Origin of the sequence: Micromonospora sp. NPDC007230 (assembly GCF_042869115.1) — a bacterium.
Lineage (GTDB): Bacteria > Actinomycetota > Actinomycetes > Mycobacteriales > Micromonosporaceae > Micromonospora.
In genome coordinates, this window is record NZ_JBIAFE010000004.1 from 93,823 (window position 1) to 112,972 (window position 19,150).

The following is a 19,150-nucleotide window of genomic DNA, read 5'->3' on the forward strand; positions in this document are numbered from 1 at the left end:
TCCTCATCGGCAAATGCCAATAACTAGTAACGAATGGGGCGGAGATGACGCGCAGTCGTGCCCAGGACCCGAACGTGTGCGGAGTGACCGCCGCGATCGCCGTGATCGACGGCAAGTGGAAGACGATTCTCCTCTGGCTGCTCGAATCCGGCCCGCGCCGCCCCGGAGAGCTACGCCGGAGCCTGCCCGGCCTCACCGAGAAGGTGCTGACTCAAGCCCTCCGGGAGATGGAGGCCGACGGGCTGGTGCACCGGGAGGTGCACGAAGGGCTGCCGCTGAAGACCGAAGACACCCTGACCACCTTCGGCCGCGAACTCTCCGAGGCGTTGGCGCCCCTCTCCGACTGGGGCCACCGCCGCCTGGCGAAGCTCACCAACGCCCAACCGGCGTCCTGAACCATCGCCGCCTCCGCCCCGTTCCGGTTCCTGGCGGTCCCTCGACCGCCCATGACCAGCTTGGCTTCACCGTCGACCGCCGCCAAGTACCCACAAAAACGTGGCTACCCGGGAACACTCCCCAAAGGACGGACGACGGGCGCCCCGGCCGAAGCCTGGGCGCCCGTCGTCGAGCGGAAGATCAGCGGCGGTTGTAGCGGTACATGGTCAGCGAGCCGAAGACCACCACGAACCCGACGCTCCACAGCAGCAGCCACATGGTGTTCGCCGCGTCGGACGAGCCGGCCATCGCCGCGCGCACCGACGCCACCAGGTGGGTGATCGGGTTGACCTTGACGAACGCCTGCAGCCAGCCCGGCATGGTGCTCGGGTTGACGAAGACGTTGCTCAAAAAGGTCAGCGGGAACAGCACCATCATGCTGACCCCCATCACCGACTTCTCGCTGCGCAGCACCAGGCCGAAGAACGTCCAGACCCAGGAGAACGCGAACGAGAAGACCACCAGCAGGCCGATGCCCGCCAGCACGCCGAGCGGCCCGCCGCCGGGCCGGAAGCCGAGCGCCAGCCCGACGCCGAGGATGACCACCGCGGCGAGGATGTAGCGCAGCACGTCCCCGAAGATCATGCCGACCAGCGCGGCCGGCCGCCAGACCGGCAGCGTCCGGATCCGGTCGAACACGCCCTTCTCGATGTCGTTGTTGAGGCCGACCCCGGTGTACATGGTGATCATCACGACGCTGGTCACCATGATGCCGGGCAGGAAGAACTGCAGGTAGTCCCGCGGGCTGCCGGCGAGGGCGCCGCCGAACAGGTACGTGAACATCAGCACCATGATGATCGGGAACGCGGTCACGTCGAACAGTTGCTCCGGCACGTGCTTGATCTTCAGCAGCGCCCGCCAGCCGAACGTGAGCGACGCCGACAAGGCATTCGGCCGCGGTGGCCGGGCTGCCGGCGCGAGGACCGTCGACAACGCCTCGGCGGACGGCACGTAGACGGACGGCGCCCGCCCGGTGGTGGTCGCGGTGTCGCTCATCGGGCTGCCTCCAGCTGGTCGTCCCGCTCGTCGGCCGCGACGGCGGGGTGGTCGGTGAGGGCAAGGAACACCTCGTCCAGGCTCGGCTGGCCGAGGGAGAAGTCGTCGACGACGATGCCGGCGCGGGCCAGCTCCCCGAGCGCCCGGGCGGCCTGCTCGCTGGCCTCGAGGTCGCTGCCCTCCTCACCGACCCGGGCCGTCATGGCCACCGGATCCGCTTCGAGCTGCACCGGCACGCCGAGCGCCGCCTGGAGCACCTTCTCGGCCTCCGGCCGCTGGCCCGCGTCGCGCAGCCGCAGATGGATGGTGCCGGAGCCGACCGACGACTTCAGCTCACCCGGGGTGCCCTCGGCGATCACCTTGCCGTGGTCGATCACCGCGATCCGACCGGCGAGCTGGTCGGCCTCGTCCAGGTATTGCGTGGTCAGCAGCACCGTCGTGCCGTGCGCCACCACCGCCCGGACGATCTCCCACACCTGGTTGCGGCTTCGCGGGTCCAGCCCCGTCGTCGGCTCGTCCAGGAAGAGCAGGTCCGGGGTGCTCAGGATGCTCGCCGCGATGTCGATCCGCCGCCGCATCCCGCCCGAGTACTTCTTCACCTGCCGGCCCGCCGCCTCCGTCAGGCCGAACGCGGCGAGCAGGCTCTCCGCTCGCGCCCGGGCGGCCGGCTTGGGCAGCCCGAGCAGGCGGCCCAGCAGGACCAGGTTCTCCGATCCGGTCAGGTCCTCGTCCAGCGAGGCGTACTGGCCGGTCAGGCTGACCCGGGCGCGCACCGCGTCGGCCTCGGTCACCACGTCGTGGCCGAACACCCGCGCCCGCCCGCCGTCGGGGCGCAACAGCGTCGCCAGCACCCGCACCGCCGTGGTCTTGCCGGCACCGTTCGGGCCGAGCAGCCCGTAGACGGTGCCGGCCGGGACCTGAAGGTCCAGACCGTCGAGCGCGCGGGTCGCGCCGAACGAGCGGACCAGCCCGTCGGCCTCGACAGCCAGACCGGTGTTCCGTTTACTCATGATCACTACCTTCCTTCGACAATCAGGAGACGTACGGGCGCGCCGCCCGGCCGTCGCGCAGCGCCAGCCCCCACCAGCAGAGCTCGTCGAGCAGCACCCGGGCGTCCTGGCGCAACTGGTCCTCGACCTGCGGCGTCGACTCACCACCGAGCAGGTCGACACCGACGAAGTCGCGCACCGTCACGGCGTGCAGGGCGGTGAAGACCGTCCGGAGCTGGTCGACCGCGTGCAGGCCGACCGAACGGCAGCCGTACGACACGAAGCCGACCGCCTTGGCCTGCCACTCGTCGTACGCGTAGTCGATCGCCTGTTTCAACGAGGCCGGGAAGCTGTGGTTGTACTCGGGGGTGACCACGACGAACGCCTCCGCCCGGCTCACCTCCTCGACGAACGACCGCATGGTGGCCGTCGGCTCAGCCGGATAGCTGGCGGGGAAGTCGTACGTGGCGAGGTCGACGACGGACACCGCCACGTCGTCGCGCTGCCGCGCCTGGTCGACGAACCAGCGACCGATCCGGTCGCCCATCCGCCCCTCGCGGGTACTGCCGATGATCACGGCGAGCTGTAGCGGCGCCATGCTTCCTCCCCGGCTCCGTCGGGCCTCACCCGTCAGGCGCGAGACGCCGGCCGGCAGCCGCCAGATCGGATCTGGCGGAGCCGCCGAACGCGGCCCGGAGTGTCGGTGGCGGCTGCTTCAATGGCGCCGGAGACGAGGGGGCGGCATGGCCGACGTGCGCATCCAGCCGTGGATCGAGGGCGACCTGGACCTGTTGCGGCAGCTCAACTCGCCGGAGGTGCGGCGGCACACGGGCGGGCCGGAGACCGACGAGCAGGTCGTGAGCCGCAACGCCCGCTACGCGCGGTCGAGCGGCACCGGTGCCGGTTGCATGTTCACCATCGGGCTGCCGGACGGGACCAAGGTGGGCAGCGTCGGTTACTGGGAGCGCGCCTGGCGCGGCGAGCAGGTCTGGGAGTTGGGCTGGGCGGTGCTGCCGGCGTACCAGGGAAGAGGGCTGGCCACCGCGGCGGTGCTCGCGACGCTGGACGCGGCCCGCGCCGCGGGGAGCCGGCGCTGGGCGCACGCCTACCCGTCGGTCGAGAACCCGGCGTCGAACGCGGTCTGCCGCAAGGCCGGTTTCACGCTAGTCGGCGAGACCGAGTTCGAATACCCGCCGGGGCACCTGATCCGCTCCAACGACTGGCGCATCGACCTGACCGGCAAGACCGAGAAGTGACGGCGCCGGCGGCTGAGAGACGGCGACCCCGGCGACGCGTCGTTGCGCCGCCGGGGTCGGCCGGACCGGTCGGGTCAGTGTCGCGGTAGCTTCACCGAGACCGGCGAAGCTTCGGAGCGATCCGCATCAGCGCGGATCCGACAGCCACCATGGCGAACCCCGCCAGCACGACCCAGACGGTGCTGGCTCCGGTGACGGCGAGCCCACCAGAAGTAGCTGCACCAGCAGCCGCAGGGGCAGTCACGTTGTTGTACATCTCTGGTTACCAGTTCCTTTCTCGGCGCAGAATGGCATCTGCGTATGCCTTGGCGTGGACGAATTGCAGAAAGAGGTCAAGGACCAACTCGTACATCGTTGCCGAAGCGAGCATGTACTTCCAGCCGCGATAGCGGACGGTCACCACCCGCTCGACGACAAAGATGCTGGAAATTGCCAGCCAGAACGGCTGGATGTGGATTCCCCCGTAGGCGACCACGGTGTACACGAGGGATCCCAGATACGCGAACGTGACGAGCACCCCGAGGAGCGTCATCAACTGCCTGCCCCAGTACCGCCACGTCACGCGCGTGAGCCCGTACTGAAAGCAGTTCTCGACGGCCCCCCGCTTCCAGCGCAGGCGCTGCCTCCAGAGGTCGCCCCAGGTGCCCATGACCTCGGTGACCAGTGAACATTCCTTGGGGGAGAGGACCGTGTAGCCGAGATGGCGCAGGGCGAAGGTCATCTCATTGTCCTCGGTCAGGACGGTGGTGTCGTAGACGCCGCCCACTCCGTCGCCCGTGGGGAGCTTGCCACTGAGTCTCGCCGCGGAGATTTCCTTCAGGGTGCCTGCCCGGAAGACCGCAGCGGTCCCGGTGACCACCAGGCACTTTCCGTTCAATCGGGCCAGGTCCCGGGCGTACCGCATGTACTCGTTGCGTTGCAGGTGGCCGACGAACCCGCTGCCGCTGCTGCCCCGGAACACGCCGCCTACGGCACCCAGCCGTCGGTCGGCGCTGAGCTTCGCCACCGCGTGTGTCAGGAAGTGCGGGTCCAGGACCGAATCAGCGTCCACCACCATCACGAAGTCGTCACTCGCCAGCCGCGGTAGCAGTTGGGCCAGAACCTGATTCAGCGCGCCCGCTTTTTTGTGTCGGTTCTCGTACGTCGTGAAGACGCGTGCACCGGCCTGTGCGGCCAGTCTCGCCGTTTCGTCCCGACAGTTGTCGGCGATGACCACAACCTGTGTGGGCTGGTACGTCTGCCGCAACAGCGCGGTGACCGCCTGGCTGATCCCCTGGGCTTCGTTGTGCGCAGGAACCAGCACGATGAGCCGCCCAGGCACCTTGGCGCTACCACGGGCCGCAGCCGCGTTTCTCCTCACCGACTGCCCCGCGTCGCGCCGCCCGGCGCCACGATGGCGCTCCCGGGCAGGCCGGCGGTGCCGGCCCTGGCGGTGCGGGATCGGGTGGGGCCGGTGCCACACCTCTGTTGCGGCGCGGCCGGCGATGGCGGCGGCGTCGTTGGAGCGGTTGTTCGGCGTCACGATGGGCCGGTCCACCGGCCGGGTCTGGGCGACCCGTGCCCTCCCCCTGGCCACCTCGTTGTACGCGGGCAGCGCCACCGCGACCGGGGTCCGCCGGTAGGTGCTCATGGGATGCGAGGTATCCGTTCCTGTTGGTGCGCGCGCCATCGGCGCCGCTGCCTACCGCCGCGAGGCGCCGGCCCTCCGGCCGCTTACAGTATTCGGCGATCGCGATCCGCACCCCACGGCAATACGAACCAATCTCGCTGCCTGACTGTCCCGTCAGCCAGACCCATGTCGCCGGCTTCCCCGGCGGTACGGCCCCGGCCCCACACAGGTGGCGGACCCTGGCGTGCCGGTGAGGGTGGCCGGGCCGCGCGGACGGCCGGGCTGGCCCGGCCGAACGGTGGATCGGTGGGCATCCGTCACCGGGCCGCGTCCAGCCTCGCCCGCTGCTCCGCGGTCAGCGCCAGGTCGACCGCGGCGAGGCTCTCGTCCAGTTGCGCCACCGAGGACGCGCCGACCAGGGCGATCGCCGGAATGTCCCCGCCCATCAGCCAGGCCAGGACCACCTGGTTGACCGTGGCGCCGGTCTCCGCCGCCACGGCGCGCAGCGCGGCCAGCCGGGCCGGGGTGCTCGGCAGGTCGTACTCGAGGCCCAACCGGTCGGGCCGGGCGTACGCGCCCTTGAGCAGCGGCGAGTACGCGACCAGGGCGAGCTGCGGCTCGGCCCGCAGATAGCTGGCCAGGTCGGGGCCGGCCCAGCCGACGTCGCCGTCCGGGTCCAGCTCGCTGGGCAGGTCCAGCCGCGGGGGCAGGTAGCTGCGGTGATACTGGAGCACCTCGTACCCGGGCAGGCCGGCCGCGGCGGCGATGCTCCGGGCCCGCTCCACCCGCCAGGCGCGGTGGTTGCTCGCGCCCAGCAGCCCGACGCTGCCCTCGCCGACCAGCTCCGCGAAACCCTCCACGGTCTCCCGCAAGGGCACCGTCCGGTCCTCGATGTGCGCGTAGAGCAGGTCGAGCCGGTCCACGCCGAGCCGCTCCCGGCTCCGCTCCGCCGACTCGCGGATCACCTTCGCCGACAGCCCCTCCGGGTTGTCCACATAGCTGGTCCCCGGGGCCAGGGGCCGCGCGCCGAGCTTGGTGGCGATGAACACCTCGGCGCCGACGCCCCGGCTGCGGCGCCAGCGGCCGAGCAGTTCCTCGCTCTCCCCGCCCTGGCCCCCGTTCTGCCAGAAGGCGTAGTTGTCCGAGGTGTCGATGAACGTGCCGCCGGCCTCGACGTAGCGGTCGAGGATGGCGTACGAGGTGGCCTCGTCGGTGGCGGTGCCGAACAGCATCGCGCCGAGGCTGAGCACGCTGACCTCGCGGCGGGTGGCCGGGTCGGTGCCGATCGTGCGGTATCTCATGGATCCTCCCCGTGGGATGAGCGCCGTCGCCGACCACCCTCGACCTTCGAGCGCGCTCGAAGTCAAGCCCGCGCCACGGCGGCAGCCGGGACGGCCCTCACCACGGCAGCACCCCGTAGCCGCCGCCGGCGTCCATCTGAAAACCCCACAGCAGCCCGCTCGGCCCGTCCGTCGGCAGCGTCGCCAGGTGCACGCTCACCTCCGCGCCCTGCTCGGGGGTACGGAAGCCGGAGTGGTGGTTGAGGTCGGTGGCGCAGTAGCCGGGGTTGGCCGCGTTCACCTTGATCGCGGTGTCCCGCAGTTCCTTGGCGTACATCGCGGTGACCATGTTCAGCGCCGCCTTCGACGACGGGTAGGGCACCGAGGTCAGCTCGAACAGGGCGCCCTGCGGGTCGGTCATCACCGCGACGGAGCCGACCTCGCTGGAGACGTTCACGATCCGCGCGGCGGGGGCCTTGTGCAGCAGCGGCAGGAACGCGTTGGTCACCGCTACCACCCCGAACACATTCGTCTCGTACACCTCGCGCAGCGTGGCGAGGGTGGTCTCGCTGGGCAGCGCCGACCCGTCGGCGCGGATGATGCCAGCGTTATTGACCAGCACGTCCAGGCGGCCGTACTCCTGCTCGACCAGCTCGGCCGCGGCGGCGACCGACACCTCGTCGGTGACGTCCAGTGGCACGAACCGGGCGTCCGTGCCCTCGGCGCGCAGCGTCCGTTCCGCTTCCCGGCCCCGCGCGGCGTCCCGCGCGCCGACCAGCACGGTCCACCCACGCGCGCCGAACTGCCGGGCGGTGGCCAGCCCGATTCCCTTTTTGGCCCCGGTGATCAGGGCGATCGTCGTCGTCATGGCACCGAGGCTGCCGCCGCGACGGGCTGGCCGGGAGAGGCCCGCCGAGGCTGGTACCGGCGGTACCACCCTCGGCGGCCGGGGTTGCGGCAGGCTTGAGGGCATGACGAGCCTGCGCCGCGATGAGCTGGCCGACTTCCTGCGCACCCGCCGCGCCCGGCTGCGCCCCGCCGAGGTCGGCCTGCCCGAGGGGGTACGCCGCCGCACGCCGGGCCTGCGCCGGCAGGAGGTCGCCCAGCTCGCCGGCATGTCCATCGACTACTACATCCGCTTGGAGCAGGGCCGCGGCCCGCACCCGTCCCGGCAGGTGCTCGCCGCGCTGGCCCGGGCGCTGCTGCTCGGCCGCGACGAGCGGGCGTACCTGTTCCGGATCGCCGGGGAGAGCCCGCCGGAACCGACCGGGCCGAGCCGGCAGGTGCCGCCGGGGCTGCGGCACCTGCTGGACGCGATGACGGAGACGCCCGCGTACCTGGTCGACGCCGCGTACGAGGTGCTGGCCTGGAACCGGCTGGCCACCTGGTTCGTCGGCGAGCTGTCGGCGGTGCCGGCCGACGAACGCAACATGATCCGCTGGATGTTCGGCCGGGAGGTCCCGGAGTCGTACTGGACCGACGCGGAGACGCTGCGCTTCGCCCGTACCACGATGGCCGACCTGCGGGCCGCGTACGGCCGTTACCCGACCGACCCGGCGATCGCCGGGCTGGTCACCGAGCTGCTGGGGACGTCGCCGCGGTTCGCCGCGCTCTGGGCCGAGCACGAGGTGGGGGAGCGGCGCCCCACCGTCAAGCGGGTGGCCCATCCGGAGTTGGGCCCGCTGGAGTTCGAGTGCCGGGTGCTGCAGGTCCCGGAGACCGACCAGCGGCTCATCGTCTACGTGCCCGAGCCGGGCTCGCCGACCCAGGCGGCCTTCCGCCGGATCGGCGAGCGCACGTCGCGCGTCACTAGCCGGTGACGAAGGAGCGGGTGGCGCTCTGCCCGTTCCAGGTGGCGGTGAGGGTGCCGATCGCGGACGGTGACAGGTCGGCCGCCCCGGTGATCGGGAAGACCGCCCCCGGGCTGCCCGCCGGGATCTCGACGGTGGTGGGGACGCTCACCCCGGCCAGGTCGACGGTGAGCCCTACCCGGGTGCCGTCCGGGTTCGAGGCGGGGCCGATGCCCACCACGCCGGTGACGGTGCGGCCGACCTTGACGAAGCTGGGTCCGACGGCGAAGGCCGGCGGCACCGCGGCGACCGGTGTGCTGTCGCGAGTGCCGCCCAGGTACGCGCCGGGGTTCCCCTCGCTCGGTACGCCGTCGCCGTAGACGGGCACGGTGAAGCTGACCGTGGTGGCTCCCTCGGGCACGACGACCAGCGGCGGCACCACCACCCGAACTCCGCCGTACGCGCTGTTCGACCAGAGGTCGACGTTGAGGCCACCGGCCATCGCCGGCGAGGTCAGCTCCACCGTCCCGGTCACGGTCTGTCCTTCGATGACGACCCGCCGGTCGAACCGCAGGTCCTTGACCCCCTGCACCGTCGGATCGGCCGGTACGACGGTGACCGTCCCCGCGGGGACGAGGTTCTGCCCCGGTGCCTGGGCGTGGAGGACCCTGACCTGTGTCTGTGCCACGTTCGCGGCGAGCCGGATCGGGAAGCTGACGCTGCTGTGCCCCGGCGGCACGTAGACCCCGCTCCCCACGAACCTTGTGTAGACCACGTCCGCGTAGAGCCAGACCCAGATCCCGCCCGCCGGTGCCGGGCCGGAGAGCATGACGGTCTGGGTGGCAAGCTGCCCGGCGGTGATGGTCGACGGGGTCACCGTGCCGCCCGACACCACAGGCATGAGGGCGCTGGTGCTGCTTGGTGTGGGGGTGGGGCTTCCAGTTGGGCTCGCGGTGGGACTCGGGCTCGCGGTGGGACTCGGGCTCGCGGTGGGACTCGGGTTCGCGGTGGGACTCGGGCTGGGCTTGCCGGGTCGGCCGCCGGGCGCGGCGCCTGCGGCGATGGGGGTGACGGTGAGCAGTGCTCCCGCGAGCGCGGCGGCACCGAGTGATCGAAGCAGAGTGGACGGTCGCATCAGGTCCCCGTTCATGGAAGGACAGAGGTATCCCGATCCCAACCCGCCCCACCGGCCCCGAACCAGACCGGCAAGGGCGCCGTAGCAGTCTCGTAAGAACTACCCCGGGCAGACGACGGGGCCCGAACGGGTCCGGTTCGCCGTCGCTCAGCTCGGCAGGTAGTCGAAGCTGTTCGGATTCGGTCCCTGCCGGCCGGCCTCGCCCTGGCCCAGGCCGCCGATCCGGTCCATCGTGGCGCCGTCCAGCGCGAAGTCGAAGATGCGGAAGTTCTCCTCGATCCGCTTCGGGGTGGTCGACTTCGGGAAGACCACGTCGCCGCGCTGGATGTGCCAGCGCAGCACCACCTGGGCCGGGGTGCGGCCCATCTCCTCGGCGATGTCGGTGATCGTCGGGTTGTCCAGCACCTTGCCCTGGCCGATCGGGGACCACGCCTCGGTGATGATGTTGTGGGCCTGGTCGTACGCGCGGACCTCCTCGTTGTCGAAGTACGGGTGTGCCTCGATCTGGTTCACCGCCGGCATCACCTGCGCCTCGGCGGCCAGCCGCTCCAGGTGCGCCACCTGGAAGTTCGACACGCCGATCGACTTCGCCCCGCCGTCGCGCTGAAGCTCCTCCAGCACCTGCCACGTCGAGACGACGTCCCCGTCGTACCGCGTGGGGAGCGGCCAGTGGATGAGGAACAGGTCGAGGTAGTCGAACTTGAGCGCCTGCAACGTCGACTCGAACGCCTTGCGGGCGTCGTCGGGGCGGTGGAAGCCGTTGCTGAGCTTGCTGGTGACGAAGACCTGGCCGCGGTCCAGCCCGGAGGCGCGGACCGCCTGCCCGACCTCGGCCTCGTTGCCGTACATCTGGGCGGTGTCGATGTGCCGGTAGCCGACCTCCAGCGCCGTGCCGACGGCCTGCGCGGTCTCCTGCGGCGGGACCTGGAAGACCCCGAAGCCGAGCTGCGGGATGGTGTTGCCGTCGTTGAGTGCGATGGTCGAGCCTCATCTCCCATCGTCGAGGGTGCCCGGAAGCGCTTCCACGTCCTCGTCCGGGCCATACCACCAGGCTCTCCTACCCGATCGGGGCGGTTCCTCACGACGGGCCGACGGTGATCCGCGACAAACGATCATGACACCTGGAGTTCACTCAAGGTTGGCCGTCCCGTTGGTTTGCCGGTGCTACCAACGACCTCGATCCGCCCGGATGCGGATTTCCACCGGACAGGAGCGGGGTGCAGGTGCGGGCCAAGAGACTCACGGCGCTGGCTGTGGCGCTGGTGCTGATCACCGGCTGTACGACAGACGGGCCGACGACGCGGCGGACAGACGGGCCGACCACCGGCACCCTGCGCATGGTCGCCGGCAGTGAACAGCAGGCCGTCGTCGACACCGTCGTGAAGCCGTGGTGCGCCGAGCGGCACTACCGGTGCGAGGTCACCTTCAAGGGCTCGGTGGACCAGGCCCGGATGCTCGCCTCCGGCAGCGCCGACTTCGACGCGTACTGGTTCGCCTCCAGCGTCTTCCTGCAACTGGGCGACCGGGCCAGCGCGCTGCGCGACGTGCAGCCGATGTTCCTCACCCCGGTCGTCTTCGCCGCCTGGCGCTCCGAGATGGACAAACTCGGCTTCGCCGGCCGCTCCGACGTGCCGATCGCCGACATCCTGCAGGCCGTCGAATCGGGGCGGACCAGGGTGTGGATCACCAACCCCACCCAGTCCAACTCCGGCGCCACGGTGCTCTTCGGCTTCCTGAACCACTTCGCCAGCAACGGCCCGGGCACCCCGCTCACCCAGCAGCAACTCGACTCGCCCGCCGTCGAGCAGGGCGTCACCCGGTTCGTCAAGGCGATGGACCAGACCCCGCCCTCCACCGGCACCCTGATGACCGAGTGCCTCGCCCGCCCGGACCAGTGCCGTGCCATGTTCACCTACGAGGACCTGGTCATCGAGAAGAACACCGAGCTGGTCAAGGCCGGCCGGGAACCGCTGCTGGTGGCGTACCCCCGGGGCTCCCTCGCGGTCAGCGACGCGCCGCTGGGCTTCCTGCCGCACGGCGGCAATGACAACGCCCACCGGATCTTCACCGAACTGCAGAACCACCTGCTCAAGGACGCTGGCGCACAGGCCGCGCTGCTCAAGCTGGGCCGCCGCCCCGCCGCCGGCGTCGGACTCACCCTCGACAAACCCGACCCGGCCGTGTTCAACCCGGCCTGGGGCATCCAGGGCACCATCAACGAGCAGGCCATCCAGTTCCCGTCTGCCCCGGTCATCCAGGCCGCGCTGGACCGCTACCAGACCCGCTACCGCCGGCCGGGCGCCGTCTACTACTGCCTCGACGGCAGCGGTTCGATGGGCGACAACGACGGTTGGACCGGCATCCAGGCCGCCGCCGGGCAGATCTTCGACCCCGAGCAGGCCGCCCTGAACTTCCTGCAGACCCATCCGAAGGACACCACGACTGTCAGCATCTTCAACGGCGACATCACCGGCGGCAGCCCGTGGACCGTGCCGGGCAACGACCCCGCCGCACTGCGCGACCTGGTCCGCAAGGTCACCGGCTACCGGCCCGACGGCGGCACCGACATGTACGCCTGCCTGCTCCGCGCCGCCGACGAACTGGCCCGGCCGCAGCCCGACGACCGTAAGCGGCTGGTCGTGCTGATGACCGACGGCCAGTCCGACAGCAAGCGGCGCGGGAGGGCCCTGGCCGCGCTACGGTCGGCCGGCGTGCCGGTCGTCGCCATCGCCTTCGGCCGCGGCGCCGACCCCACCCAGCTCCAGGAGGTCGCCGACGCCACCAACGGCACCTTCGTCCGGCAGGACGATCTGGTGGCGGCCCTGCGGCAGGCGGCGGGGTACAAGTGAGGCGCCGGCTGGCCGCGCCCGTCGCCCTGGCTGCCGCGGTCGGCGCCTTCGCGCTGGTGTTCGCCATCACCGGCAGCCTGCTCTGGGCACCGCTGCTCGCCGCCGCCGTCGCGCTCGGGCTTTACCTGATGCTCGACGACCGCTCCGCCGCCCGGGTGGCCAGCGACAGCTACGCCGACGAGGCCGACGACCGGGTGGGCGAGGCGCTGCGCGTGCTGCGCGGCGTCGAGCGACTCGCCCGGGACGTGCGCAGCCCGGCGGCCCGGCGGGCCCTGGACGACGCCTGCCGGTACGTCCCCGAGCTGTTCGAGCGGGTCCGCGACCGCTCACCGGACAGCCTCTACTCCACCGCCGCCCAGGTCGGCGGCCATCTGCGCAGCCTCGACGGCGCGGTACGCCAGTACCTCGACATCCAGCGCCAGCCGGTGCTCTACCACGACCCGGAGATGCTGCGCCGCAACGGCGAAGCCGCGTTCCGGCGCTTCGCCGACTTCGCCCTGGACAGCGTCCGGCTGGTCAACCAGGGCGACATCGCGCAGTACACCGCCAACCTGGACACCGTCGCCCCACCCAGCCTGCCCGACCTGGGCCGATGAAGGAGTCACGTTGAGACTGCCCAGCACCCGGTTCCTGATCGGGCTGGTCACGGTGATCGCCGTCTGCGTCGTCGCGGCGCTGCTCTGGCGCCGCTCCGCGGACACTCCGGCGACCGCCGGCCCACCCACCACCGTCACCTGCGTGGGCGGCTCCGAGAAGTCCGAGCTGATGGCCGACGGCGAGGTCAAGCGGATCCTGCGCGAGGACTACCGGCTGGTGGTCGCCTTCCAGCCACTGGGCTCCTACGACCAGGTGCAGCTGAGCACCGACGAGATCAAGGCCCGCAAGCTGGACTGCCTCTGGCCCTCCAGCGCCAGCGCCCAGAGCGTCTTCGAGGCCCAGCACACCGGAGCCTTCCCGGACTACCGCGGGGAGAACCTGCTCCAGTCGCCCGAGGTCATCTACGCCGGACCGCGCGGCACCGACGCGCTCCTGCGCAAGGGCATCGTGCAGCGCCGCGGCGACCGGTACTTCGTGGTCGACATGAAGAGCCTGCTCCTCGACCACGTCGTCAAGCGCGGCACCTGGGAGGCGATCGGCGCGGCCGACCTGCGCGGCCCGATCACCGTGGCCAGCACCGATCCCGCCAAGTCCAACAGCGGATTCACCCTGGCGCAGCTCCAGCTCAACGTCATCGCCACCGCCGACGGGTTCTCGGCCCCGAGCCTCGCCCAGGCGCGCCGGGCCCTGCCCACCATGCGCGCGCTGCACGACGCGCAGGGCCTGCAGTCCCGCAGTTCCGACTCGGGCTTCCGGGAATGGCTCACCCAGGGCGGCGAGTTCAAGGCCCCGCTGTACGCCGGCTACGAGAACCAGATCATCCAGCAGGTGGTGCAGAGCGGCGACAACAGCGCCAACCTGCTGAAGAACGTCCGGGTGCTCTACCCCGATCCGACCATCTACAGCGACCACCCGGTGCTCGCCCTCGACCCAGCCGCCGGCCGGCTCATCGACGCGCTCAAGGACCCGAAGATCCAGGACATCGCCTGGCAGCGGTATGGCTTCCGCTCGGCGGTGCAGGTCGGCGCGAACGACGTCGCCGACTTCCCCGACATCGGGCTCGCCGACCAGCTCCGGGCCGCTCCCGCCCCCGCCGCCGACGTGACGCTCGCGTTGCTCAGCTGCATGAAGGACGCCACCACCTGCAAGTGAAGGGACCCACGTTATGACCGAGGGACTCCAGATCGACTTCGGCAGCATCGTCGGCGGCCAGGCCGATCCGCCCGCCGGTGCGGCCGACGCGGCCATCACCACCGCGCTGGCCACCGCGGAACCGAAGACCTTCTCCTGCACCGACCTGCTCACCCCGGCGCAGCGGACCCAGGCTGAGCAGGCCGCCCGCCAGCTCTACCCGACCATGCTCGCCAACACCGAAGCCCTGGCGAATTTCGGCAACCAGGCCTTGGACCAGGTCAACGCGCAGGTCAGCCGGATCTTCCGAGAGGTCGGCCGGGTCGACATCCCGGAACTGACCAGCATCATGCACGAGATCAACGACCGGATGCGCAGCTTCCGCCGCAAGTACGACCCGAGCGACCCCAGGGTGCGGGAGACCTTCACCAAGTTCTCCGACGCCATTCGGGGCCTGTTCCGCAAGGGGCGGGACCTGTTGGAGATGCTGTTCGAGGAGGCCCGGACCGTCGAGCAGCAGCTCGACCGGATCGCCGGGCAGCTCAGCGACAAGCAGTTGGAGCTACGCCGCAACGTGGTGCTCTGCGACGAGCTCTACAAGGCCAACGAGGCGGCCATCGGGCAGCTCGTCGGCGTCGTCGCGGTGATGGAGCTGATCCGCGACGCGGCGCTGGCGGACGCCAGGTCGATCACCGTCACCCCCGGCGCACCCGACGAACGGGACCAGCAGGAACGACTCTCCCTGGTCACCGAGTTCGCCCAAGCGCTGGAGGTGCGGATCAACGAGTTCCAGCAGCGCCTCTTCGTCGCCTGGTCCACCTCGCCGCAGGTGCGCAACATCCGCACCCTCAACTACGGGCTCGGCCAGCGTCTCGCCCTGCTGATGAACCTCACCCTCCCGACGATGAAGCTCACCATCGCCCAGTGGGCGCTGCTGTTGCAGGCCAACCAGGCCGCCGACATGCAGCAGGCGGTCGCCGACGGCGCCAACGACGTGCTGTCGGCGTACGCGGCGGCGTCGAAGACGGCCGTGCCGCAGATCGCCCGGGTGATCCAGACCCCCACCGTCCGCCCGGAAACCATCCTCGAGGTGGCCGAGTCGATCGACGCGCAGGCCCGGGGCATCGAGGACGCCGTCCGCTACGGCCAGCAGAAGCGGGCCGAGGTGGTCACCGCCATCGTCACCGCGAACCAGTCCATGTCGGAGTCCGCCCAGCGGCTCAGCCGGACCGTGGTCGACCTGGTCACCCGGGCCAAGGAGCCGGTGGCGCTGCCCGCCGGCCCGCAGCTTCCGACGGCCGTGCTGGAGCAGGCCCCGGCAGTCGTCCCCGCCCCACGCTGACCGGCGCGTCAGCCGGCCGGTGACTGGCCCGCCTCGAACAGCACCGGCCACGGGCGGGCGGCCGACGCGACCGCCGCCGGCCCGGGCGGCGGCTCGACCACCGCCAGCACCTCGGCCGCGAGTTGGGCGAACATCGGCGCGGCGGGATGCGGTGCCCGGTCCGGCCAGGCCGCCGAGGTGCGCTTCACCAACGGCGCGCCGGCGAGCGGCCGCCAGGCGATCCGCGGTTCGCGGCGCGCCACTGCCTCCGGCTCGACGGCCACCGCCCCGCCCGCCAGCAGGAGCCCGAACAGGAACTCCGGGTTGCGGGCGTGCCGGACCCGGGCGGGCACGAAACCGTGCCGCCGGCACACCGCCAGGACGTGGTCGTGCCAGCCGGGTGCGGTGGCCCGGGGTGCGGTGATCAGGTCCAGCCCGGCCAGCCCGGCCAGGTCCACCTGCCGGGCCCGGGCCAGCGGCGACGCCCGCGGCAGCAGCACCCCCACCGGCACGTCGACGGCCGGACCCAACCGCAACCCGACCTCCTCCACCGGGTGGTGCAGCAGGCCGACGTCGAGCCGTCCCTCGCCCAGCATCCGCCGCTGCTCGGCGCTGGTCAGCTCGTGCAGGTCGACGTCGAGCCCGGGCGCCCGGGCGGCGAGCCCGTCGAGCAGCGCGCGCAGTATCACCGCCGGGGTCTCCGGCGGTACGCCCGCCCGCAGCACACCCAGCGCGCCCCGGCGTACCTGGTCCATGAGGTTGCGCAGCCGCTGCTCCCCGGCGAGCAGGTCGTCGGCCTCGCCGAGCAGGAGCTGACCGGCGGTGGTCAGCCGCACCTGCCGCCCTGACCGGTCGAACAGGGCAACTCCCAGCTCCCGTTCGAGGCGCTGGATCGATTGGCTCAACGGCGGCTGCGCCATCCCCAGCACCTCGGCCGCCCGCCCGAAGTGCAACTCCCGGGCCACCACGACGAAGTGCCGCAGGTGTCGCAGCAGATCCACGTCCCGCACCCTACGCCCGCTCCCGACGGCCGCTGGTTAGCGTGTGTCGGTGGCAGCGGGGGAGCAGGTCGAGGCGATCTTCGAGCGGGCGGGCATCAGCGGCAGCTTGCACGTGATGGACGTGGACGACGGCAGCCGGCAGGTGGCCGTCCGGGCGGACGATCAGGTGGTCATCGCCTCCGTCTTCAAGATCCTGCTGGTGCTGGAGTTCGCCCGGCAGGCCGTCGCCGGGCAGCTCGACCCGGTCGAGCGGGTCCTCGTGCGGGCCGCGGACCGGCTCGGCGGCTGGGGTGTCGCCGGCTGCGCCGACGACGTCGAGGTGTCGTTGCGCGACCTCGCCTACTTCGCCATGTCGGTCAGCGACAACACCGCCGCCGATTTGCTGCTGCGCCGGATCGGCCCGGACGTGCTGCCGATGCTCGCCGCCGAGCTGGACCTGCCGCGTACCCGCATCGTCGGCGGACCCCGGCAACTGGTCGAGACCATGCTCGCCGACGTCGGCGCCCGCACCGAGGCGGAGTTCGCCCGGATCTTCCCGACCCTGCCACCCGAGGGGATCCGGGCGATGCGCGTCTTCGACCCCACGCACACCACCGCCAGCACCGCCCGGGAGATGACCCGGCTGCTCGGTCTGATCTGGCGCGACGAGGCCGGACCGCCGGCCGCCTGCGCGCTGGTCCGGGAGCTGATGGGCCGGCAGCTCTTCTGGACCCGGCTCGCCGCCGGCTTCCCGCCTGGCGTCAGGGTGGCCGGGAAGACCGGCACCCTGCCCGGCCTGCACCTGGAGGCCGGGGTCGCCGAATATCCCGACGGCGGCCGGTACGCCGTGGCGGTCTTCGCCCGCACCGAGCGGCTGAGCACCCGGAACATCGACGTGGACCTGGCGATGGGCGAGGCGGCCCGGCTCGCCGTCGAGGCGCTGCGCTGAATTTCGCCCGCACCCGCGGCCGAGGGTTACCCCGTTGAGCTGCGGTGATATGCGAATACGTATCGACCGTGCCGCTGTTCGATCTTGGACAGGGCGAACCGGCCGATGGTGGGCTGGTGCCACCGATCACCCACCGCACGGGGGAGGACCCACCATGCCCGAGAACCGCTCGTACGACCGCCGCCGCTTCCTGCGCGACGCCGCGGCCGGCGCCGCCGCCGTCTCCGCCGTCGGCCTCGGCGCCGGCGCGCTCGCCGGGCCGGCCCAGGCCGCTCCGGCGACCGCCGCACCGCTCACCACCACCGGCGCCCGCCGCTCCCGCCCGGTCAGCTTCCGCTGGTGGGGTACGTCCGGCTGGCGGATCGACATCGGCGACCGCACGGTGCTGGTCGACCCGTACCTGAGCCGCTTCGACACCGGCCTGTTCACGGGAAAGTTCGATCAGGACACCCCGTTGGAGGTGAACGCCGAGGTCATCGACTCGCTGGTGGACCGGGCGGAGAACATCTTCGTCACGCACACCCACTGGGACCACTTCAACGACGTGCCCCACATCGCCGGCCGGACCGGCGCCCGGGTCTTCGGCACGCTGACCGCGTACCACCTGGGACTGGCGTACGGGCTGCCGTCCGGGAAGCTCGCCCCGGTCAAGGGCGGCGAGGTGCTCGACTTCGGCGACTACACGGTCGAGGTGGTCAGCTCCCTGCACAGCCGCAACGCGTCCTGGTCGATGGCCTTCCCCGGCGTACGCCTCACCCCGCCGCCGAAGCCGCAGACCATCGCCGACCTGCCTGAGGGGGACACCCTGGCGTACCAGATCCGGATCGCGGACGGCCCGGCGGTGTTCTTCATGGGGGCGAGTGACCTCAACGAGCGCAACCTCGCCGGGCTGGCCCCCGACGTGGCGATGGTCGCCTCCGCCGCCACCACCTCCACCGCCGATTACGTGCCCCGGCTGATGGCCGCACTGGACTACCCGAAGGTCGTGGTGCCGGTGCACTGGGACAACTTCGAGACCAGGCTGACCAACCCGCCGACGGTCGCGGAGAGCGACCGCAAGCGCCTCGACGACCTGATCGCCGCGGTGCGCAAGGTGTCGCCGCGCAGCCGCGTGCTGCTGCCTGAGTACCACACCGCGTACCACTTCTGACGCCGGCCGCGGCGGGGCCCCGGCGGCCCCGCCGCTCAGCCCTCGGTCAGATCGCGCAGGGCCAGCACCGACTTCCAGTTGCGGGTCGTCGCCACCACCCCCAACTTCTTCTCCAGGTACGCGTTGGTGAACTTCGTCCGCCCGTAGCCGCCGTCCGGGAAGTGCAGGTGCAACTCCCGGCCGATCACCGCGTACTCGAGTTGCTCGCCGGCCGGCACGGTCAGGTCCTTGACCTTCGCCGCGGTCGGCTTGGCCGACAGGAAGGCCACCAGCACCCGGGTCGGGTCGTCCTGCTTCCCCGCGTACGGGCTGGCGTCGGCGACCGCCGCCAACTCGCCGCCGTCGCGGACCAGCACCGGAACCCGCAGCCCGAGCTCGTCAGCGAGCTTGCGCTCGATGCCCTCGGCCAGGATCTCGTCCTTCGTCGGTGGGCTGGTGAAGACCACGTTGCCGCTCTGCAGGTATGTCTTCACGTCCTCGTGGCCGAGGTCGGCGACCAGGCGACGCAGGTCCGCCATGGCGAGCCGGGTGCTGCCGACGTTGACGCCCCGCAGCAGGGCGGCGTAGCGGTTGCTGCCGTCGGCCATCCTGGGCCTCCTCGCCTCGGCGTCACTCGCGCCCAGCCTAGGGCCCCCGGCGCCGCCCGGCTGGCCGCGCCGGCCCGTGTGGTGTGAATCGTCTGC

The 19,150-nt window shown here is 71.5% G+C and carries 19 protein-coding genes; 9 read left to right on the top strand and 10 right to left on the bottom strand.

Annotated elements, in window-relative coordinates:
* The first annotated feature begins 44 nt into the window (after window positions 1–44).
* Window positions 45–395 (top strand): winged helix-turn-helix transcriptional regulator, encoded by a 351-nt coding sequence (locus tag ACFYML_RS07550; RefSeq protein WP_387419801.1) that lies wholly within the window; start codon window positions 45–47, stop codon window positions 393–395.
* Window positions 396–576: 181 nt separating this feature from the next.
* Here ACFYML_RS07550 and ACFYML_RS07555 read toward each other — a convergent pair whose 3' ends face one another.
* From ACFYML_RS07555 to ACFYML_RS07565, 3 genes are read right to left on the bottom strand one after another with little or no spacing between them, the layout of a single operon-like run.
* A complete protein-coding gene (locus tag ACFYML_RS07555) occupies window positions 577–1,431 on the bottom strand; it encodes an ABC transporter permease (RefSeq protein ID WP_387419802.1) in 855 nt (284 codons plus the stop codon).
* Window positions 1,428–2,441: an ATP-binding cassette domain-containing protein gene (locus ACFYML_RS07560; protein ID WP_387419803.1), complete on the bottom strand. Its 1,014-nt coding sequence runs from the start codon at window positions 2,439–2,441 to the stop codon at window positions 1,428–1,430. Before ACFYML_RS07560 ends, ACFYML_RS07555 begins: the two co-directional genes overlap by 4 nt.
* Window positions 2,442–2,463: 22 nt before the next feature.
* Window positions 2,464–3,018 (bottom strand): NADPH-dependent FMN reductase, encoded by a 555-nt coding sequence (locus ACFYML_RS07565; protein WP_387419804.1) that lies wholly within the window; start codon window positions 3,016–3,018, stop codon window positions 2,464–2,466.
* Between the two features lie 145 nt (window positions 3,019–3,163).
* On the opposite strand from ACFYML_RS07565, the gene ACFYML_RS07570 reads away from it, so the two are divergent.
* Window positions 3,164–3,676 (top strand): GNAT family N-acetyltransferase, encoded by a 513-nt coding sequence (locus tag ACFYML_RS07570; protein WP_387419805.1) that lies wholly within the window; start codon window positions 3,164–3,166, stop codon window positions 3,674–3,676.
* 262 nt (window positions 3,677–3,938) lie between these two features.
* Here the strand turns inward: ACFYML_RS07570 and ACFYML_RS07575 are convergent, their stop codons facing one another.
* From ACFYML_RS07575 to ACFYML_RS07585, 3 genes are all read right to left on the bottom strand, one after another.
* Window positions 3,939–5,306: a glycosyltransferase family 2 protein gene (locus tag ACFYML_RS07575; RefSeq protein WP_387419806.1), complete on the bottom strand. Its 1,368-nt coding sequence runs from the start codon at window positions 5,304–5,306 to the stop codon at window positions 3,939–3,941.
* A gap of 296 nt (window positions 5,307–5,602) precedes the next feature.
* Window positions 5,603–6,586, bottom strand: a complete 984-nt coding sequence (locus tag ACFYML_RS07580; RefSeq protein WP_387419807.1) for an aldo/keto reductase — start codon at window positions 6,584–6,586, stop codon at window positions 5,603–5,605.
* A 97-nt stretch (window positions 6,587–6,683) separates the two neighbouring features.
* The gene (locus ACFYML_RS07585; protein ID WP_387419808.1) at window positions 6,684–7,433 is read right to left on the bottom strand and encodes an SDR family oxidoreductase; all 750 of its coding nucleotides are present in this window, start codon (window positions 7,431–7,433) and stop codon (window positions 6,684–6,686) included.
* Window positions 7,434–7,536: 103 nt separating this feature from the next.
* Here ACFYML_RS07585 and ACFYML_RS07590 point away from each other — a divergent pair, with 103 nt between their 5' ends.
* Window positions 7,537–8,385, top strand: coding sequence for a helix-turn-helix transcriptional regulator (locus ACFYML_RS07590; RefSeq protein ID WP_387419809.1), 849 nt, complete (start codon window positions 7,537–7,539; stop codon window positions 8,383–8,385).
* On the opposite strand, the gene ACFYML_RS07595 is transcribed toward ACFYML_RS07590, so the two are convergent.
* Both ACFYML_RS07595 and ACFYML_RS07600 read right to left on the bottom strand, forming a co-directional pair.
* Window positions 8,375–9,256, bottom strand: coding sequence for a hypothetical protein (locus tag ACFYML_RS07595; RefSeq protein WP_387419811.1), 882 nt, complete (start codon window positions 9,254–9,256; stop codon window positions 8,375–8,377). The two genes, ACFYML_RS07590 and ACFYML_RS07595, sit on opposite strands and share 11 nt — an antisense overlap.
* A 381-nt stretch (window positions 9,257–9,637) precedes the next feature.
* The gene (locus ACFYML_RS07600; RefSeq protein ID WP_387420008.1) at window positions 9,638–10,468 is read right to left on the bottom strand and encodes an aldo/keto reductase; all 831 of its coding nucleotides are present in this window, start codon (window positions 10,466–10,468) and stop codon (window positions 9,638–9,640) included.
* Window positions 10,469–10,713: 245 nt separating this feature from the next.
* Between ACFYML_RS07600 and ACFYML_RS07605 the strand changes: the two genes are divergently transcribed.
* The 4 genes from ACFYML_RS07605 to ACFYML_RS07620 are packed head-to-tail and all read left to right on the top strand — an operon-like array spanning window position 10,714 to window position 15,409.
* Window positions 10,714–12,339, top strand: a complete 1,626-nt coding sequence (locus tag ACFYML_RS07605; protein ID WP_387419813.1) for a VWA domain-containing protein — start codon at window positions 10,714–10,716, stop codon at window positions 12,337–12,339.
* Entirely contained in the window at window positions 12,336–12,935 is a 600-nt protein-coding gene (locus ACFYML_RS07610; protein ID WP_387419814.1) for a hypothetical protein, read from the top strand. Before ACFYML_RS07605 ends, ACFYML_RS07610 begins: the two co-directional genes overlap by 4 nt.
* A gap of 10 nt (window positions 12,936–12,945) precedes the next feature.
* Entirely contained in the window at window positions 12,946–14,088 is a 1,143-nt protein-coding gene (locus tag ACFYML_RS07615; protein ID WP_387419815.1) for a hypothetical protein, read from the top strand.
* A gap of 13 nt (window positions 14,089–14,101) precedes the next feature.
* The gene (locus ACFYML_RS07620; protein ID WP_387419816.1) at window positions 14,102–15,409 is read left to right on the top strand and encodes a toxic anion resistance protein; all 1,308 of its coding nucleotides are present in this window, start codon (window positions 14,102–14,104) and stop codon (window positions 15,407–15,409) included.
* Window positions 15,410–15,417: 8 nt separating this feature from the next.
* Here ACFYML_RS07620 and ACFYML_RS07625 read toward each other — a convergent pair whose 3' ends face one another.
* Window positions 15,418–16,389 carry a LysR family transcriptional regulator gene (locus ACFYML_RS07625; RefSeq protein ID WP_387419818.1) on the bottom strand — a complete coding sequence of 324 codons (972 nt, stop codon included), beginning with the start codon at window positions 16,387–16,389 and terminating at the stop codon, window positions 15,418–15,420.
* A gap of 49 nt (window positions 16,390–16,438) precedes the next feature.
* Between ACFYML_RS07625 and ACFYML_RS07630 the strand changes: the two genes are divergently transcribed.
* Together ACFYML_RS07630 and ACFYML_RS07635 are read left to right on the top strand one after the other, a co-directional pair.
* Complete coding sequence (locus tag ACFYML_RS07630; RefSeq protein ID WP_387419819.1) at window positions 16,439–17,317, top strand: serine hydrolase; 879 nt, start codon at window positions 16,439–16,441, stop codon at window positions 17,315–17,317.
* 154 nt (window positions 17,318–17,471) lie between these two features.
* Window positions 17,472–18,467 carry an MBL fold metallo-hydrolase gene (locus ACFYML_RS07635; RefSeq protein WP_387419820.1) on the top strand — a complete coding sequence of 332 codons (996 nt, stop codon included), beginning with the start codon at window positions 17,472–17,474 and terminating at the stop codon, window positions 18,465–18,467.
* A 35-nt stretch (window positions 18,468–18,502) separates the two neighbouring features.
* Here the strand turns inward: ACFYML_RS07635 and ACFYML_RS07640 are convergent, their stop codons facing one another.
* Window positions 18,503–19,054, bottom strand: a complete 552-nt coding sequence (locus tag ACFYML_RS07640; RefSeq protein WP_387419821.1) for a DUF1697 domain-containing protein — start codon at window positions 19,052–19,054, stop codon at window positions 18,503–18,505.
* Window positions 19,055–19,150 lie beyond the last annotated feature (96 nt).